Source organism: Neoaquamicrobium sediminum (genome assembly GCF_040970315.1).
GTDB lineage: Bacteria > Pseudomonadota > Alphaproteobacteria > Rhizobiales > Rhizobiaceae > Aerobium > Aerobium sediminum.
The window spans coordinates 966934-983971 of record NZ_JAZHFV010000001.1; the positions used below are offsets into that span (position 1 = coordinate 966934).

The following is a 17038-nucleotide window of genomic DNA, read 5'->3' on the forward strand; positions in this document are numbered from 1 at the left end:
AAGCTTTCCGATGATCAAGTCTGAACTCGTGCAGACCATCGCCAACCGAAATCCGCATCTGTTTCTCCGCGACGTGGAGAACATCGTGAACGCGATCTTCGACGAAATCTCCGAAGCGCTGGCCTCCGGCAACCGCGTCGAACTGCGCGGCTTCGGCGCATTCTCGGTGAAGAATCGCCCCGCCCGCGTCGGCCGCAATCCGCGCACAGGCGAATCGGTCGAAGTCGAGGAGAAGTGGGTGCCGTTCTTCAAGACCGGCAAGGAACTGCGCGAGCGGCTCAACTCCGACTAACTCTGAACGGGAGCCGCGCTGGCGCGGCATAATGCACATGCTCAACCGCTTCATGACCGTCGTGGTCTTCATTCCGCTGGCGATCGTGCTTGTGGCGCTTGCGGTCGCCAACCGCGGACCTGTCGATTTTACGCTCGATCCGTTCAATCCCGGCAATCCGGGGCTGACGGTGACGCTGCCGCTGTTCATCTATCTCTTCGGCGCCCTCGCGCTTGGGCTGATCGTCGGCAGTGTCGCGACCTGGTTCAGGCAGGGCCACTACCGCAAGCTGGCGCGTCGGCGCGAGGCTGAACTCGCAGCCGCGCCGAAACCAGCGGCCAAGCCCGAAACCGGCGCGGCCGCGCTGCCGGCACCGCGCGCCTGACCCGTCGCCTGTCGGCGACCTCGAAGGAGTTTCACACATGTTGACGATTTCGGCCGACGGCGTCGACCGCTCGCTTAGCTTTGCAGGTCTCGTAGAGACGCTGCGCGTGGCCTTTCGCGACGGCGCGGTGCAGCCTGTGCGCCATCACCACACGATCCAGCGCCCGGACGGCGCGGCGTCGACCCTGCTGCTCATGCCCGCCTGGAACGACTTCGAGAAAGCCGGCACCTCCGATGGCGGCTATATCGGCGTCAAGATCGTCACCGTTTCCCCGGATAACAACCAGATCGGAAAACCCGCCGTGATGGGGCTCTACCTCCTGGTCGACGGCAAGACCGGCGAGCCCCGCGCGCTGATCGACGGCCAGCGCATCACGCAATGGCGCACGGCCTGCGCTTCCGCGCTTGCCGCCAGCTATCTCGCCCGCGAGGATGCATCAAAGCTGCTGGTCGTCGGCGCCGGTGCGTTGTGCCCGTTCCTGGCGCAGGCTCACTCGGCCGTGCGGCCGATCGACGAGATCAGGATCTGGAACCGCACTTCCGAGAATGCGGCCAAGGCGGCCGCTGCATTGCGCGAGGCGGGTCTGAACGCCAGCGTAGCCGAAAATCTCGACGAAGCCATCGGCTGCGCGGACATCGTCTCCTGCGCCACCATATCCACCGAGCCACTGGTGAGGGGCGAATTGCTGACGCCCGGCACGCATCTCGATCTGGTCGGCGCGTTCACGCCCACCATGCGCGAGAGCGACGACGAGGCGATCCGTCGCGCGCGCGTCTATGTCGATACGCGCGCGGGTGCGACCAAGGAGGCCGGCGACATCGTGCAGGCGGTAGCCTCCGGCGCCCTCACGCATGAAGGCATCGTCGCCGACCTGTTCGAACTGAGCCGCGGCGAGAAGCCGGGACGACAAGGCACCGACGAGATCACGCTGTTCAAGTCGGTCGGCGCCGCGCTGGAAGACCTCGCGGCGGGCATCGCCGTCTATGAGGGCTCGAAGGGTTAGTCGGCCAGGCAGACGCGCAGGAGGTTGCCGTCCGGGTCCGGCGCGGTGAAGGTGCGACCGAACTGGGCGTCGAATGGCTGCCCTGCGTCGATGCCGGCGTCCCGCCAGCGCTGGTGCTCCCGGTCCACGGCTTCTGGACCGTCCGCCAGAAAGGCGAATTCGAAGCCCTTGTCGGATACCGCCGCGGGCGACGATTTCGACAGAAGTCCCAGCATGAAGCCGGAGCCAAGGTCGAACGACACATAGGTGGGCACGGCGAACACCGGCTCGCGGTCCAGAAGTTTGCCGTAAAAGGCGGCGCTGGCGGTGGGGTCTTCGACATAAAGAATGATGAGATTGGGCAAGATGTGTCTCCTTTCGACCCGCACATGATAGGAGATGGCTCCGCTCAAACGTGTCAGGAGACCGCACCCCGCCACGCTCTGTTGCGAGGCGGATGACCCTGTGCCAAAAGCGGGCGACAAGATGCGGAGACCCTTTCCTTGAACGCCTCGCGAGACAAGCGCCGCGACAAACGCCCCGCACGCGGGCCGCAGCCTGCCGACGGCCGCAGGCAGGCCGCGCGGGAGGAACCGCCTGTAAAACGGCCGCTGACGCGCAGGCCCGGCCCCCTGCCGGCCGAGACGCTGCCGCTGATCCTTGAGGTGGAGCCCGGTGCCGACTATGCGCTGCTGGATTCGGGCAGCGGCCGCAAGCTCGAGCAGTACGGGCCTTATGTGATCGAGCGTCCTGAGGGTCAGGCGATCTGGCAACCGGCACTGCAGCCCGCCGAATGGGCCAAGGCCGATGCCGTCTTCACCGGCGATACCGACGAGGAAGGCATGGGCCGCTGGCGCTTTCCAAGGGAGCCGCTCGGCGAGACCTGGCCGATGAAGCATGACGGCATCGATTACCTCGGCCGTTTCACATCCTTTCGGCACGTCGGCGTCTTTCCAGAGCAGGGCTCGCACTGGAGTCATATGGAAGGCCTGATCCGCAAGGCGGGCCGGCCGGTGAAGGTGCTCAACCTGTTCGGCTATACGGGTCTCGCCTCGCTGATTGCCGCGCGTGCGGGCGCAGAGGTCACGCATGTCGACGCCTCCAAGAAGGCGATCGGCTGGGCGCGCGAGAACCAGCAGCTTGCAAGGCTGGCCGACAAGCCGATCCGCTGGATCTGCGAAGATGCAATGAAGTTCGTCGAGCGCGAGGAACGCCGCGGCAACCGCTACGACATCATCCTGTTCGATCCACCCGCCTATGGGCGCGGGCCGAAGGGCGAGGTCTGGCAGCTTTTCGACGACCTTCCGGTCATGGCTGACATCTGCCGCGAAATCCTGTCGCCCAAGCCGCTGGCAGTGGTGCTGACGGCCTATTCGATCCGCGCATCGTTCTTCGCGATCCACGCGCTGATGCGGGATACCTTCGCGGGCATGGGTGGCGAGGTTCAGTCCGGCGAACTGGTGATCCGCGAAAAATCCGCCGGCCGCGCGCTCTCGACCTCGTTGTTTTCAAGGTGGGTGGCGGGATGAGCGACAACCGGCGCGTCGGGCAGGTGAAGGAAGTCACCAGCCTTTCGAACCCCATCGTCAAAGACATCCGCGCCCTGGCGATGAAGAAGTTCCGCGACCAGCAGAACGCCTTCATGGCCGAGGGACTGAAGCTGGTGATCGACGCGCTCGATCTCGGCTGGACGATCCGCACGCTGGTTTTCGCCAAGGCGCAGCGCGGCAACCCGACGGTGGAAAAGATCGCCGCACGCACGGTTGCCGCCGGTGGCCTCGTGCTGGAAGCAAGCGAGAAGGTGCTGGGCGCCATCACCCGTCGCGATAACCCGCAAATGGTGGTCGGCGTGTTTCAGCAACGCTGGGCCGCACTCAAGGACATCCGCCCCGCTGACGGCGATGTCTGGATCGCGCTGGACCGCGTGCGCGATCCCGGCAATCTCGGCACGGTGATCCGCACGGCCGATGCGGTGGGCGCCAAAGGCGTGATCCTGGTCGGCGAGACGACCGATCCGTTCTCGGTGGAAACGGTGCGCGCCACGATGGGGTCGGTCTTCGCTGTTCCGGTCGCAAGGGCCGGCGTGGAGGCATTCCTGGCCTGGCGCAAGGGCGTCCAGGCGACCTTCGTCGGAACCCATCTGAAGGGATCGGTAGACTATCGCACGGTCGACTATGCGAAACGGCCGGTCGTGCTGGTGATGGGCAACGAGCAGCAGGGCCTGCCGGACGAACTGGCGGCCTCGTGCGACGCGTTGATCCGCATCCCGCAGGCAGGGCGCGCGGATTCGCTGAACCTGGCGGTGGCCACCGGCGTTGCGCTTTACGAAATTCGCAGGCACGCCCTGCCGGTGGTCGGAAAGGACGAGAATTGAGCTTCAACAGCCGGGGATTTTACGCCGCCGTCGTCATCCTGGCGGTGGCTATCGACCAGTGCATCAAATATCTGGTCGAGACGGAGCTGGCCATGCATGTGCAGGTCGAAGTGCTGCCGTTCCTGGCGCTGTTCCGCACGCACAATACCGGCATCGCCTTTTCGATGTTTTCCGACCTGAGCGGCGTCGCACTCATCGTGTTGACGCTGGGTGTGGTGGGCGTCGTGACGTGGATTGCGTTGCGTACCGACGAGGACCACCGCCTCGCCCGTCTCGGCTTCGCGCTCATTGTCGGCGGCGCGCTGGGCAACCTGATCGATCGGGTCTGGCACGGCTATGTGATCGACTACATACTCTTCCATCTGCCGACCTGGTCCTTTGCGATCTTCAATCTGGCCGATGCCTTCATCTCCGTGGGCGCGGCGCTGGTGATCCTCCAGGAGTTCATCGTCTGGCGGCGGTCGCGGGGCAGCAGCGCGCAATAAAAGGTGCTGTTGACCTCCGCGCGACGCCACCCCACAGTTGTCCGAAACAGCCACCGGGAGGAAGCCATCATGTCCGACACGTTCAAGGCGCTGCTCGTCTCGCGCGACGAGAACAAGACCCAGTCCGTCGACATGGTGGAACTCAGCGAAGACGACCTGATGGAAGGCGACGTGACGGTCGCTGTCGAGGCAACCACCGTCAACTACAAGGACGGGCTGGCGATCACCGGCAAGGCGCCCGTCATCCGCCGCTGGCCGCTGGTGCCCGGCATCGATTTCGCCGGAACGGTGATTGCGTCCGACAATGCGCAATGGAAGGTCGGCGATCGCGTCATTCTGAACGGCTGGGGCGTCGGCGAAACGCATCATGGCGCCTTTGCCGGGCGCGCGCGGGTCAAGGGCGAGTGGCTGGTGCCGCTGCCTGCCGCCATGACGCCGGTCGACGCGATGGCCGTCGGTACGGCAGGCTACACGGCAATGCTGTGTGTCATGGCGCTGGAGCGGCACGGCATCACGCCGGAACGTGGGCCGGTCGTCGTCACGGGTGCTGCCGGCGGCGTTGGCTCGGTCGCCGTGTCTGTACTTTCAAAGCTCGGTTATCACGTTATCGCTTCCACGGGCCGGCCGGCGGAAGCCGGTTTCCTGCAGGAACTGGGCGCTGCCGAAGTCATTGCCCGCGAGGAACTGGAAGCGCCGGCAAAACCGCTCGGCAAGGAGCGCTGGGCGGGCGGCATCGATGCGGTTGGCAGCAACACGCTGGCCAACGTGCTGTCGATGACGGCATATGGCGGCGCGGTGGCGGCCTGCGGCCTTGCCGGCGGGATGGACCTGCCGGGTAGCGTCGCGCCGTTCATCCTGCGAGGCGTTTCCCTGCTTGGCATCGATTCCGTGATGGCGCCGCGTGAAATCCGGCTGGAGGCCTGGCGGCGCATCGGCCAGGACCTCGACCACGGCAAGCTGACCGCGCTCTCGACGCTGATGCCTTTCGACGCGATCGTCAATGCCGCCCACGACATCGTGGCCGGCAAGGTGAGGGGCCGTCTGGTCATCGAAATGTAACGGCATCGCCGCTCGCTAAAATTGTACTGAACGGCCAAAAGCTTCCCTAAGCCTTCTTCGCTATCGTCCGCGACGATGACGGTGGAGCACAACCAGTTCGAGACGGCAGCGGAAGCGGAGCCAGAAAAGGTGTCGGCGCCTGCGCGCCTGCGCGTCAGCCCTCCGCCGCTGGCGCCGGATGCGCCTCAGGCGCCGAGACGTCGTTCGCTGGGCCGTCCGGCTCTCGTTGCGGCTTTGCTGTCGCTTGCCGGTATCGCTCATCTCACCGGTTCCTCCCTCATCGTCACCGGCGGGCTTCTCCTCATCAGCTTCGCGGCGCTGGTGATGCAGATCCTCGAGTTGCGCAAGGAGAACCGGCTGACGTCGCTGCTGGACGAGAATGCCAACCGCAGCCGCGAGGAAATCGAAAGCCTCGCCGACCGCATGTGGGAGCTTCAGGAGAGCGAGGAACACTTTCACGGGCTGATCGACGCGCTGGGCGACATCGTCGTTCATCGCGACCGCGAGGGGCGCATCGTCTACGCCAACCGCGTTCTTTCCGACATGCTCGGCTGCAAACCCGACGCGCTTGTGGGTCGAAAGCTTCTGGAACTCGGCATCGACATCGGCGTGGTGCCGGACGGCGCCTTCGCCGACGGCGAGTGCCTGAGTTCGGCCGATGTGGCGATACGGACCGAGGCGGGTATACGCTGGTTCTCGTGGATCGAGCTTTCGGTGCGCGACAAGGAAAACAACGCGGTATCGCACCGGGCCATTGCCCGCGACATCACGGCTCGCAAGCGCGCCGAGACGGCACTTATCAATGCGCGCGAACGCGCCGAGTCCGCGAACCAGGCGAAGTCGCGCTTCCTGGCTACCGTCAGTCACGAAATCCGCACGCCGATGAACGGCATCATGGGCATGGCCAAGCTTCTGGCCGACACGAAGCTGATACCGGAGCAGCAGACCTACGTCGCCGCGGTATCCACGTCGGCTTCCGCGCTTCTGGCGCTGATCGAGGACCTGCTCGACTATTCGAAAATCGAGGTCGGCCGCTTCGATATGGAGCCGCAGCCGGTGAGCCCGCGCGAACTGGTTGAGAACGTGGTCGAACTGCTGGCGCCCCGCGCCTATGGCAAGGGCATAGGGCTCGGCTGCCATGTCGCCCCGGATGTTCCCGAACTCGTCTCCGCCGATCCAGGCCGTCTGCGGCAGGTGCTGCTCAATGTCGTCGGCAACGCGGTCAAGTTCACGGAAGCCGGCGGCGTGCTGGTCAGCGTGGACATTTACGACACCGAGCCCGGGCGGCGGCTGCGCATTTCCGTCGCCGACACAGGCCCCGGGGTTCAGAAGAAGGACATCGACCGCATTTTCGACGAGTTCGAACAGGGGGACGGAACGTCGACGCGACAGCACGGTGGTGCGGGCCTCGGTTTGGCGATCTCGCGGCGCATCGTCGAGGCGATGGGTGGCTCCATCGCCGTCGATGGCGAGCCGGGCGAGGGGTCCGAGTTCACCATCTTCCTGCCTGTACGGGATGCCGTGGAACGGCCGATGGAATTTGAAGGCGCGCTCGCGGACTGCCGGGCGATCGTCATATCGGGTAATCTGATGGAGGCTGAAGGGATCGCGCGTACGATAACCGCGCATGGCGGGCTGGCTGAAATCGCCCGCACTGCGGAGGAGGCGGCAGCGGCGGCGCATGCTCGTGGCCAGGGCTATAATGTGGTGCTGGTGGATGCGTCGCTGGAGCGCGTCGATGGCCGGCTGCTCAAAAGATTGCAGAAGGCGGGCGTGAACCCGGCGGAAGCCATCACGCTGATCGCCCCGACGGATCGCGGCCAGCTCGCCGAATACCGGGCGAGCGGATACAACACCTTTCTGGCCCGGCCGGTCCGCGGTGAAACGCTGTTGCGCGTCCTTCTCGCATCACCGTCCAGGTCTGCCGGACCCGGTGGCGCGGTCGATGGCGGCGGCCGTCAACGCGCCCGGGCATCGCGCTCGCGTAGCATCCTGATTGCCGAGGACAACGAGATCAACGCCCTGCTGGCGCGCTCCGCACTGGAGAAGGCGGGCCACCGCGTCGAGGTGGTACGCAACGGCAAGGCCGCGGTCGAAGCGTTGACCGCGCCGCGCCGCGCGCATGCCTACGACATCGTGCTGATGGATCTCCACATGCCGGTCATGGACGGGCTCGATGCAATCGCCCACATCCGCAAGCACGAAGAGGCAAAGGGTCTTCCGGCGGTACCGATCCTGGTTCTTTCTGCCGACAGTCAGGAAAAGACCCGTCATGGCGTGATTGCATACGGGGCGACCGGGTTTCTGACCAAACCCGTTGATCCGCTTGCGATGGCGGACGCTGTTGAGAGCCACTCCCGAACTTGAGCGCCGGCTAATTAGAACGGCTGTCGCGGCCTCGGGGTGGAATTAGGTCACAGTCCTGTTGCAGTCTGTCTTTATAGCCACGACAGATCAGTGGCTGCGGCGAGGAGAATCAGCCATGCAGGATGCCATGACCGAACGTGCTGCAAGCAGTTGCCTTGCCGGGCAAGGCGCCAACGGCCGTACCTTGCTGGCTGGAGAGCCGCTGGGACGAATCGGCACGATGGTGGTGCGGCTTGCGTGCAGCGCTGCCGAGATCGAGGCAGCGCAGGAAGTGCGCTATCGCGTCTTCCGGGAAGAACTCGGCAATCGGGCGGTTGCCGCGGGCATGCAGGACCGGCGCGACGCCGACCGGTTCGACGATGTATGCGACCACCTGCTGGTGATGGACACCTCGCTCGAGGGGCCGGACCATCGCAGGATCGTCGGCACCTATCGACTGCTGCGCCAGGAAAGTGCCTCCGCTGCCGGCGGCTTCTACTCGAGCGACGAGTTCGAGCTCGACAGGCTGGTCGCGCGCCATCCCCATCTGCGCTTTCTGGAGCTTGGCCGCTCCTGCGTCCTGCCGGACTACCGATCGAAGCGTACGATCGAACTGCTCTGGCAGGGCATCTGGGCCTATGTGAACCATTACGACATCGGCGTGATGACCGGCTGCGCGTCCTTCCATGGCACGGTGCCCGCGGCGCATGCCGAGGCGTTGTCGTTCCTCGCCCATAATTGCAGCGCGGAAGGTGCCTGGCGCGTGCCTGCCGTGGCAAGACGCCACCATCCGATGGACCTGATGCCGACCGAGGCGGTGAATGCGCGCTCGGCACTCGCCGCCATGCCGCCGCTCATCAAGGGCTATCTGCGGCTCGGCGCAAAGATCGGGGACGGTTGCGTGATCGATCACGACTTCGGCACGACGGATGTCTTCATCGTCCTGCCGGTCGAGACGATCTCGGCGCGCTATATCAATTATTACGGCGCCGAGGCACAGCGCTTCGCGGCTTGAGGTCGGGCTGTCTCAACCCTCCCAATCCGTCCCGATCGCATCTTCGTCGCGCTTCTTCGCTTCGCCTACCAGTTCGCGCGCGCGGGATAGATCGTCGCCATTCGCCTGTTCGGGTTCCGATTCCGCGTCTTCGTCTGGACACAGGACGAGTTCGAAAAGCACCGGGAAGTGATCCGACCCGCAGGCCGGCAGCCGGTGCATGGCCTCCAACCGGAACTCGGCCGAGTGAAACAGATGGTCGAGCGGCCAGCGAATGAGCGGGAAGCGCGCGTCGAAGGTGGAAAAAACCTTGCGGCCGATACGTGGATCGAGAAGCCGGCTTATCCGGCGGAAGCGTTCGGTTGTGCCCGACCAGGCGACGTCATTGAGGTCACCCGTCACGAGCACGGGCAGCGTTTCGTCCTTGACCCTCAGCGCTACCAGGGCGGTTTCGCCGTCGCGCCCCTCGGTGCCGCGATGTGGCACCGGCGGTTCCGGATGGATTGAATAAAGCCGAAAGCGCTGCCCCTCCGGCGTGGTCACCGTGGTCACGATGGACGGCACGCCGTCCGTCAGCAGGCATTCGACGACCGTGTCGTATAGCGCGAATTTCGACGCCAGGATCATGCCGTAGGAGTTGTCCTGCGTCTGGTCCACGACCGTCGGATAGCTTGAAAGAAGCTCCGAAAGGGCATCGCGCCAGCGCTGGTCGACCTCCATCAGCACGAAGATGTGGGGATCCCATTTTCGGATCTCGCTTTCCAGTTCGCCGAACCTGTCGTTCGACATCTTCACGTTGCTGGCCAGAAGCTTCAGTGCCTCGCCCTTGTCCGTGGCCGGGTCGAAATCGGCGGACTGCCGGCGCCAGATCGGTGTGAAGGGCAGGATGAACCATAGCTGCACGAGGGCGACGGCGAGGAGAGCGATCTGGATAACGCGCCACGCGGCGCCTTCGGCGCCAAGCAGGAGGGAAGCCGCGACGACGAACAGCGCCGTCGCAAGCGATTGCTGGCGGGGAAAGTCGCCCACCCGGACGATGCCGTGCGCCAGCGGCAGAAACGGCAATATCGTCGAGACAGCGAGAAATACTGTCAAGGCCGATGCTGCGATCAGCATGTCGTCACCCTTATCCCCATCGCCCGCTTGATCGCGGCAAGGTGGAAACTCGAAATCGCAGCCTCGGTTCCGTCCGCCTTACGTCCCCGCACTGTAGGCGGAGATGGCCGCCATGTTGACGATATCGGAGTCCTTGGCATTCAGCGATACGATCTGGACCGGCTTGTTGAGGCCGACCAGCATTGGGCCGATGACGGTCGAGCCGCCGAGTTCCTGCAGCATCTTGGTGGAGATGGATGCCGAGTGGAATGCGGGCATGACCAGCACGTTTGCAGGCCCGGAGAGCCGGCAGAACGGATATTGCCGCATCAGGGTCGGGTTGAGTGCCACGTCCGCGGCCATCTCGCCGTCATACTCGAAATCGACGCGCCTCTTGTCGAGGATGCGCACCGCTTCCTGAACGCGCGCCGAGCGCTCGCCTTGCGGATGGCCGAAGGTGGAATAGGCCAGAAGCGCAACACGTGGCTCGTAGCCCATGCGCCTGGCGAAGCCGGCCGCTTCCTCGGCGATGTCGGCGATCTCCAGGGAATCCGGCATGTCATGGACGGCGGTATCGGCGACGATTACGGTGCGGCCGCGGCACAGCGCCACCGACGCGCCGATGACGCGGTGGCCCGGTTTGGCGTCGATCACGCGGCGGATGTCTTCGAGCGCCGTCGAATAGTTGCGCGTCACGCCGGTCACCACCGCATCGGCATCGCCCAGCGCCAGCATGCAGGCGGCGAAGTGGTTGCGGTCGTTGTTGATGAGCCGCTGGCAGTCGCGGAAGAGGAAGCCCTTGCGCTGCATTCGCTCGTAGAGATGGTCGGCATAGACCGCGTTGCGGCGCGACAGACGCGCGTTGATGATCTCGATGCCCGGCCGGTCGAGGTCGACGCCCGCGTGCCGGGCGGTCTCCCGGATCTGGTCGTCGCGTCCGACGAGAATCGCCGTGCCGAGCTTCTGGTTCACGTATGACACTGCCGCGCGCATTACCTGCTCTTCCTCGCCCTCGGCGAAGACGACACGCTTGGGCTGGCGGCGCACGCGATCGTAGATGCGTTGCAGCGTCGAGGCTATCGGGTCGCGGCGGGCCGAAAGCTCCTGCTTGTACTTCTCGATGTCGAGGATCGGCCGCCGCGCCACGCCCGAATCCATCGCCGCGCGGGCCACGGCCGCTGGGATCGCCGAGATGAGGCGGGGATCGAACGGCACCGGGATGATGTAGTTGGCGCCGAATTTTGGCCGGTTGCCCTGGTAGGCCGCGGCGACGTCGTCGGGCACGTCCTCGCGGGCGAGCGCCGCGAGCGCCTGCGCTGCCGCGACCTTCATCTCGTCGTTGATGGTGGTTGCCCGCACATCCAGCGCGCCGCGGAAGATGTACGGGAAGCCCAGCACGTTGTTGACCTGGTTAGGATAGTCCGAACGGCCGGTCGCCATGATGGCGTCGGTGCGAATCTCGGCGACTTCCTCCGGTGTGATTTCGGGATCGGGATTGGCCATGGCGAAGATAATCGGGTTCTTGGCCATCGACTGGATCATGGCGTTCGAGAACGCGCCCTGTGCCGACAGGCCGAAGACGATGTCTGCGCCATCCATCGCCTCAGCAAGCGTGCGCTTGTCGGTCTTGACCGCATGCGCCGACTTCCACTGGTTCATGCCTTCCTTGCGGCCCTGATAGACCACGCCCTTGGTGTCGCAGAGAATGACGTTCTGCGGTGAAAAGCCCATCGACTTGACGAGTTCGACGCAGGCGATGCCGGCCGAGCCCGCCCCGTTGCACACCAGCGTCGCCGTCTTCATGTCGCGTCCGGTGATTTCCAGAGCGTTGATGAGGCCGGCGGCCGCGATGATCGCCGTGCCGTGCTGGTCGTCATGGAAGACCGGGATGTCCATCACTTCCCGCAGGCGCTGCTCGATGATGAAGCAGTCCGGCGCCTTTATGTCCTCCAGGTTGATGCCGCCGAAGGACGGGCCAAGGAAGCGCACGCAGTTGATGAACTCCTCGACGTCCTGCGTATCGACCTCCAGATCGATCGAATCGACGTCGGCAAAGCGCTTGAACAGCACCGCCTTGCCTTCCATCACCGGCTTGGAGGCGAGCGCGCCGAGATTGCCGAGGCCGAGAATGGCGGTGCCGTTGGAGATCACCGCGACCATGTTGCCGCGCGTCGTGTAGTCGAACGCCCGGCTCGGGTCTTCCGCGATCGCCTTGACCGGCACGGCCACGCCCGGCGAATAGGCCAGCGACAGGTCGCGCTGGGTCGCCATCGGCTTGGTCGGGTTGATCTCGAGCTTGCCCGGTCGTCCCGAGGCGTGGAAATCGAGCGCTTCCTGAGGGCTGACGGAGGGGCCGCCCTCCGTGGACTTGTCTTTCAACGGCATGATGGTGTCTGTTTCCTTCCCCGGGTGGCTCGTTCTTGTGGAGTTTTGCCGAGCCGCATCGATTAAGGCTACACTTGGCCGCCGTGAATCGCCAAGCAGGAAAACCGCTTCCTCCAGAAGGCAATCCGCCGTTGAACGACGAAACGCCCATCCGCACCGCCGGCGCCGCGCCGACACCGCCCGTCCTGTCGACGGCGGGCGCGACACCGATGATGGAGCAGTTCATCGAGATCAAGGCGGCAAACCAGGATTCGCTGCTGTTCTACCGGATGGGCGACTTCTACGAGCTGTTCTTCCAGGATGCCGAGATCGCCAGCCGGGCGCTGGGCATCACGCTGACCAAGCGCGGCAAGCACCAGGGCGAGGACATCCCGATGTGCGGCGTGCCGGTGCACGCGGCGGACGATTATCTGCAGAAGCTGATCGCGCAGGGCCATCGGGTCGCGGTCTGCGAGCAGGTGGAAGACCCTGCCGAGGCGAAGAAGCGCGGTTCGAAGTCGGTGGTGCGCCGCGACGTGGTGCGGCTCGTCACGCCGGGCACGATCACCGAGGAAAAGCTTCTGGCGCCCTCGGAAGCCAACTACATGATGACGCTCGGCCGCGTGAAGGGGCAGGGCGGCAGCGCGTCCGGCAACGGAGACAGCTACGCGCTTGCCTGGATCGACATCTCGACAGGTTCGTTCAAGGTGGCCGAAAGCGCGGCCGACCGGCTGCTCGCGGACATATTGCGCGTCGACCCGCGCGAATTGATCGTTGCCGACCCGATCTATCACGATCCCGAACTGCGCGCGGTGTTCGACGTGCTTGGCCGTGTGGCCAATCCGCAGCCGGCGGCCCTGTTCGATTCGGCCGCCGCATCGGGCCGCATCGCGCGCTTTTACGGCGTGGCGACGCCCGAGAGCTTCGGCCAGTTTTCCCGCGCCGAGCTCGCGGCCATCTCCGGCGCGATAGCCTATGTCGAAAAGACGCAGATTTCGGAGCGTCCGCCGCTGGCACGACCCGAACGCGAGGAGAGCGGATCGAGCCTCTTCATCGACGCGGCCACGCGCGCCAATCTGGAACTGACGCGCACGCTGTCCGGCAACCGCGACGGCTCTCTGCTGAAAGCCATCGACCGTACCGTTACGGGAGGCGGCGCGCGGCTTCTGGCCGAAAGGCTGACCGCGCCGCTGACCGACCCCGCAGAGATCAACCGGCGGCTGGATTGTGTTTCGTTCCTGTCCGCCGAGACGCGGCTTTGCGAGGCGCTGCGGGCAGTCCTCAAGGGTGCGCCGGATATGCCGCGTGCCCTGTCGCGGCTGGCGCTCAGGCGCGGCGGTCCGCGCGACCTCGGCGCATTGCGCGCGGGACTGAAAGCGGCCCGCCAGGTGCTGGAGGCTGTGTCGGCGGCGATGCTGCCGGACGGACTGAAGAACGCGTGCGACGCGCTCTCGTCACTGCCCGCCGATCTTTCGTCCAATCTCGACCGGGCGCTCGCCGAGGAACTGCCGCTGCTGCGGCGCGACGGCGGCTTCGTGCGCGCCGGCTACAATGCCGAACTCGACGAGATGCGCGCGTTGCGTGACCAGTCGCGCCGGGTGATTGCGGGCATGGAGCGCGATCTTGCCGAGGAAACCGGCATCCGTTCGCTGAAGATCCGGCACAACAACGTGCTGGGCTACTATATCGAGGTGACGGCCAACCATGCGGAGGTGATGAACGGCACGGATGCTGCGAAGGCGCGGTTCATCCATCGCCAGACGATGGCGAACGCCATGCGCTTCACCACCACCGAACTCGCCGGGCTGGAAACCAAGATCGCCAACGCGGCCGACCGGGCGCTGCAGATCGAGCTGGCGGTCTTCGACGCGATGCTGGAGGAAGTGGTCTCGCACGCCGAGGCAATCCGCGCCGGTGCCGCGGCACTCTCCGAAATCGACGTGGCCGCCGCAGCGGCGGTGCTGGCGGCTTCGGAAAACTACTGCCGGCCTGTCGTCGACGATGGCCTTTCGTTCCACATCGACGGCGGACGCCATCCGGTCGTCGAGCAGGCACTGCGCCGGCAACTGGCAGATCCGTTCGTTGCCAACGATTGCGACCTGTCGCCGGAGGGCGATGCGAAACACGGCGCGATATGGCTGCTGACCGGCCCTAACATGGGCGGCAAGTCGACCTTCCTGCGCCAGAACGCGCTGATCGCGATCCTCGCGCAGATGGGCTTCTTCGTTCCGGCGGCCGCGGCGCATATCGGGATCGTGGACCGGCTGTTCAGCAGAGTCGGCGCCTCGGACGATCTGGCGCGCGGCCGCTCCACCTTCATGGTCGAGATGGTAGAGACGGCCGCGATCCTCAATCAGGCCGGCGACCGCGCGCTGGTCATTCTCGACGAGATTGGTCGCGGCACGGCCACGTTCGATGGCCTGTCCATCGCCTGGGCGGCGGTCGAATATCTGCACGAGAAGAACCGCTGCCGCGCGATCTTCGCCACCCACTTCCACGAAATGACGGCGCTGGCCGAAAAGCTCTCCCGGCTGCATAACGTGACGATGCGGGTCAAGGAGTGGGAAGGCGACGTCGTCTTCCTGCACGAGGTTGGCATGGGCGCGGCCGACCGGTCCTACGGTGTGCAGGTCGCGCGCCTCGCCGGCCTGCCGGATTCTGTGGTTGAGCGTGCTCGCGAGGTGCTTCGACAACTGGAGGAAGGCGAAACGTCCGGCAAGGCGGCCCGCCTCGTCGACGATCTGCCGCTGTTTTCGGTTGCTGCAAAACGCGAGGCTCCAAAGCCGGCGGGTGGCGGTGCACTGGCCGACGCGATGGAGAGCCTGCACCCCGACGAGATGACGCCGCGCGAGGCCCTCGAGGCGCTGTACAGGCTCAAGGAACTCGCCGCGCGCAGTTGATGCGCCGCACCTCCTGCAACGATGCAAGCTTTACGTTGCGGCGTCTTGTCCATTAACTCTCGCTTGAGCTTTTCATGTCCTAGTGACGGGCGAATGGGGGGCCGTTCAATGGCAAGGTTTGTCAGCGTCTTCATATCGGCGGCGCACCGGCGGGTGATTTCGCTAATCGTCTGGCTCGTCGCCTTCGCGGCGGTGCTGGCGCTTGTCGGCTGGTTCGCACTGGATCAGGCCGGAAGGTCGATGACGTACGAAGCGCGTTCCACGGCGGATCATTTCGTCCGGCTGCGTACAAACCTGCTTTCCACCTTCGACGTCATGCACGCAAACCTGACCGCCGAACCCTGTTCTCCGGCTTTCCAGGAACAATTGCGGCGCATCGCCTATCTGCCGGACGGTCTCAACGAGTTCCTTTATGCGCCCGGCGGTCGTGCGCGCTGTTCTGCGAATGTTGCTGCGTTTGACGGGGCGGTGGATCTCGGAGAGCCGGACATTGGCCGGCAGGGCGAGCGCGGAATCGTGATGTGGGTCGATCGCGATCTCAGCTTCGTGGGGCTTACGGGCGAGCGTGGAACGATTGCGCTGAATGAGCCCTTCGCGGCCATCGTTCCGCCGCAGGAGGCTGGCTTCCGAGGGCCCGACTGGATGTCGATGCAGGCGGTGCTGGTTGCCGAGGATGGGAACTGGTGGCATCGCAGCGGTCGACCGGGCATCTACACGCGATTGATTGCAGATGGCGGTGGCCTCGCCGACGGCAAGATGCGCGTGATCTCCTGCGATGCAGGCGGCATGCATTGCGTCGTCGTCGAGGGTGACCTGCGTGCGCTTCTCGCGCAATACAAGGGCCTTGTCGCCCTGGCGCTACTGGCGGCGGCGATTATCGCCACGCTCGCTACTTTGCAGACAAGCGCGCTGATTGCGCGATACTGGTCGTTCGAGGCGCGTTTCCGTCGCCACCTCGATGGGAAATCCATCGTCTGCGCCTACCAGCCGGTGATGGAACTCGACACGGGCGAGATCACGGGCTGCGAGGTGCTCGCCCGCTGGCGTGATATTGACGACCGCGTTGTCTTCCCCGATCGCTTCCTCAATGTCATCGAACGTCACGACATGACACGGCGCTTCACCGAACTGGTTGCCCAGCGCGCGTGTGACGAGCTTTCCGAGCACCTGCCTGCGGGCAAGCGGCTGCAGGTCAACTTCAACATCTTCCCCTGCGATCTGGATAGCGACAGCCTGGCGCGCATCTTCTCGGGCTTCACGTCGCAGCCGGATCGCTTCGATGTGGTGCTGGAGATCATCGAAAGCGACGAGATACCGCCGAACGCCCAGCGGGAAATCGAAGCGCTGCGCCGGCTGGGCATCAAGACCTATATCGACGACTTCGGCACCGGCTATTCGAACATGCAGAATCTGGCTGCCCTGTCCGTCGACGGCGTCAAGCTCGACCGGGCCTTCGCAATGGCGCCCGACAATACGGTGATGGCCAAGATGCTGCGCCACGCCGTGGAGATGATCGAGGCGACCGGTCGGGTCATGGTCGTCGAAGGCGTGGAGACGGCCGAAAGGCTAGCGCTGCTGCGCGGCATGCAGGCGCGTGTCGACTTCGTGCAGGGCTATTTCATTTCGCGGCCGCTCGACATCGCGGCGTTCGTGGCGTTCATGACCCCGCAGCCGGTCTCGTTGGCGGAGCGCAAACGCAAGGCCGGTCTGGGTGTCGTCGCGGCCTAGCCGCAACAGCGCCATACACAAGGCGCAAATTTCGCGCTATAGACCGCGCGATTGC

Annotated in this window: 14 protein-coding genes; 11 read left to right on the plus strand and 3 right to left on the minus strand. The window is 65.0% G+C overall.

The annotated features are described in order from the left end of the window. Positions 1-10: 10 nt before the first annotated feature. Genes V1479_RS04805 through lhpI form a run of 3 tightly spaced genes read left to right on the plus strand, consistent with a single transcriptional unit; the run spans position 11 to position 1659 of the window. Complete coding sequence (locus tag V1479_RS04805; protein ID WP_173187741.1) at positions 11-292, plus strand: integration host factor subunit beta; 282 nt, start codon at positions 11-13, stop codon at positions 290-292. A gap of 37 nt (positions 293-329) precedes the next feature. Further along, positions 330-656 carry a LapA family protein gene (locus tag V1479_RS04810; protein ID WP_368801999.1) on the plus strand — a complete coding sequence of 109 codons (327 nt, stop codon included), beginning with the start codon at positions 330-332 and terminating at the stop codon, positions 654-656. Positions 657-693: 37 nt separating this feature from the next. Continuing rightward, on the plus strand, positions 694-1659 hold the full coding sequence (gene lhpI, locus V1479_RS04815; RefSeq protein WP_368801883.1) for a bifunctional Delta(1)-pyrroline-2-carboxylate/Delta(1)-piperideine-2-carboxylate reductase: 966 nt from the start codon (positions 694-696) through the stop codon (positions 1657-1659). On the opposite strand, the gene V1479_RS04820 is transcribed toward lhpI, so the two are convergent. Next, positions 1656-2003, minus strand: coding sequence for a VOC family protein (locus V1479_RS04820; RefSeq protein WP_368801884.1), 348 nt, complete (start codon positions 2001-2003; stop codon positions 1656-1658). The genes lhpI and V1479_RS04820 overlap by 4 nt on opposite strands. A 138-nt stretch (positions 2004-2141) precedes the next feature. On the opposite strand from V1479_RS04820, the gene V1479_RS04825 reads away from it, so the two are divergent. The 6 genes from V1479_RS04825 to olsB all read left to right on the plus strand — a co-directional run bounded on the left by V1479_RS04825 (position 2142) and on the right by olsB (position 8917). After that, positions 2142-3167 carry an RsmD family RNA methyltransferase gene (locus V1479_RS04825; RefSeq protein ID WP_438620487.1) on the plus strand — a complete coding sequence of 342 codons (1026 nt, stop codon included), beginning with the start codon at positions 2142-2144 and terminating at the stop codon, positions 3165-3167. Beyond that, positions 3164-4012: a TrmH family RNA methyltransferase gene (locus V1479_RS04830; RefSeq protein WP_368801885.1), complete on the plus strand. Its 849-nt coding sequence runs from the start codon at positions 3164-3166 to the stop codon at positions 4010-4012. Before V1479_RS04825 ends, V1479_RS04830 begins: the two co-directional genes overlap by 4 nt. Then, positions 4009-4497, plus strand: a complete 489-nt coding sequence (lspA, locus tag V1479_RS04835; protein WP_368801886.1) for a signal peptidase II — start codon at positions 4009-4011, stop codon at positions 4495-4497. The genes V1479_RS04830 and lspA overlap by 4 nt, the downstream gene beginning before the upstream one ends. Before the next feature lie 69 nt (positions 4498-4566). After that, on the plus strand, positions 4567-5556 hold the full coding sequence (gene acuI, locus V1479_RS04840) for an acrylyl-CoA reductase (NADPH) (protein ID WP_173187733.1): 990 nt from the start codon (positions 4567-4569) through the stop codon (positions 5554-5556). Positions 5557-5631: 75 nt separating this feature from the next. After that, complete coding sequence (locus V1479_RS04845; protein WP_368801887.1) at positions 5632-7923, plus strand: response regulator; 2292 nt, start codon at positions 5632-5634, stop codon at positions 7921-7923. 115 nt (positions 7924-8038) lie between these two features. Continuing rightward, complete coding sequence (olsB, locus tag V1479_RS04850; protein WP_438620488.1) at positions 8039-8917, plus strand: l-ornithine N(alpha)-acyltransferase; 879 nt, start codon at positions 8039-8041, stop codon at positions 8915-8917. Between the two features lie 12 nt (positions 8918-8929). On the opposite strand, the gene V1479_RS04855 is transcribed toward olsB, so the two are convergent. Then, positions 8930-10012: an endonuclease/exonuclease/phosphatase family protein gene (locus tag V1479_RS04855; RefSeq protein ID WP_368801888.1), complete on the minus strand. Its 1083-nt coding sequence runs from the start codon at positions 10010-10012 to the stop codon at positions 8930-8932. Between the two features lie 78 nt (positions 10013-10090). Then, positions 10091-12376 (minus strand): NADP-dependent malic enzyme, encoded by a 2286-nt coding sequence (locus tag V1479_RS04860; RefSeq protein WP_368801889.1) that lies wholly within the window; start codon positions 12374-12376, stop codon positions 10091-10093. A 209-nt stretch (positions 12377-12585) separates the two neighbouring features. Between V1479_RS04860 and mutS the strand changes: the two genes are divergently transcribed. Both mutS and V1479_RS04870 read left to right on the plus strand, forming a co-directional pair. Continuing rightward, positions 12586-15255 carry a DNA mismatch repair protein MutS gene (mutS, locus tag V1479_RS04865; protein ID WP_368802002.1) on the plus strand — a complete coding sequence of 890 codons (2670 nt, stop codon included), beginning with the start codon at positions 12586-12588 and terminating at the stop codon, positions 15253-15255. A gap of 108 nt (positions 15256-15363) precedes the next feature. Further along, positions 15364-16983, plus strand: a complete 1620-nt coding sequence (locus tag V1479_RS04870; protein ID WP_368801890.1) for an EAL domain-containing protein — start codon at positions 15364-15366, stop codon at positions 16981-16983. Positions 16984-17038: the final 55 nt, after the last annotated feature.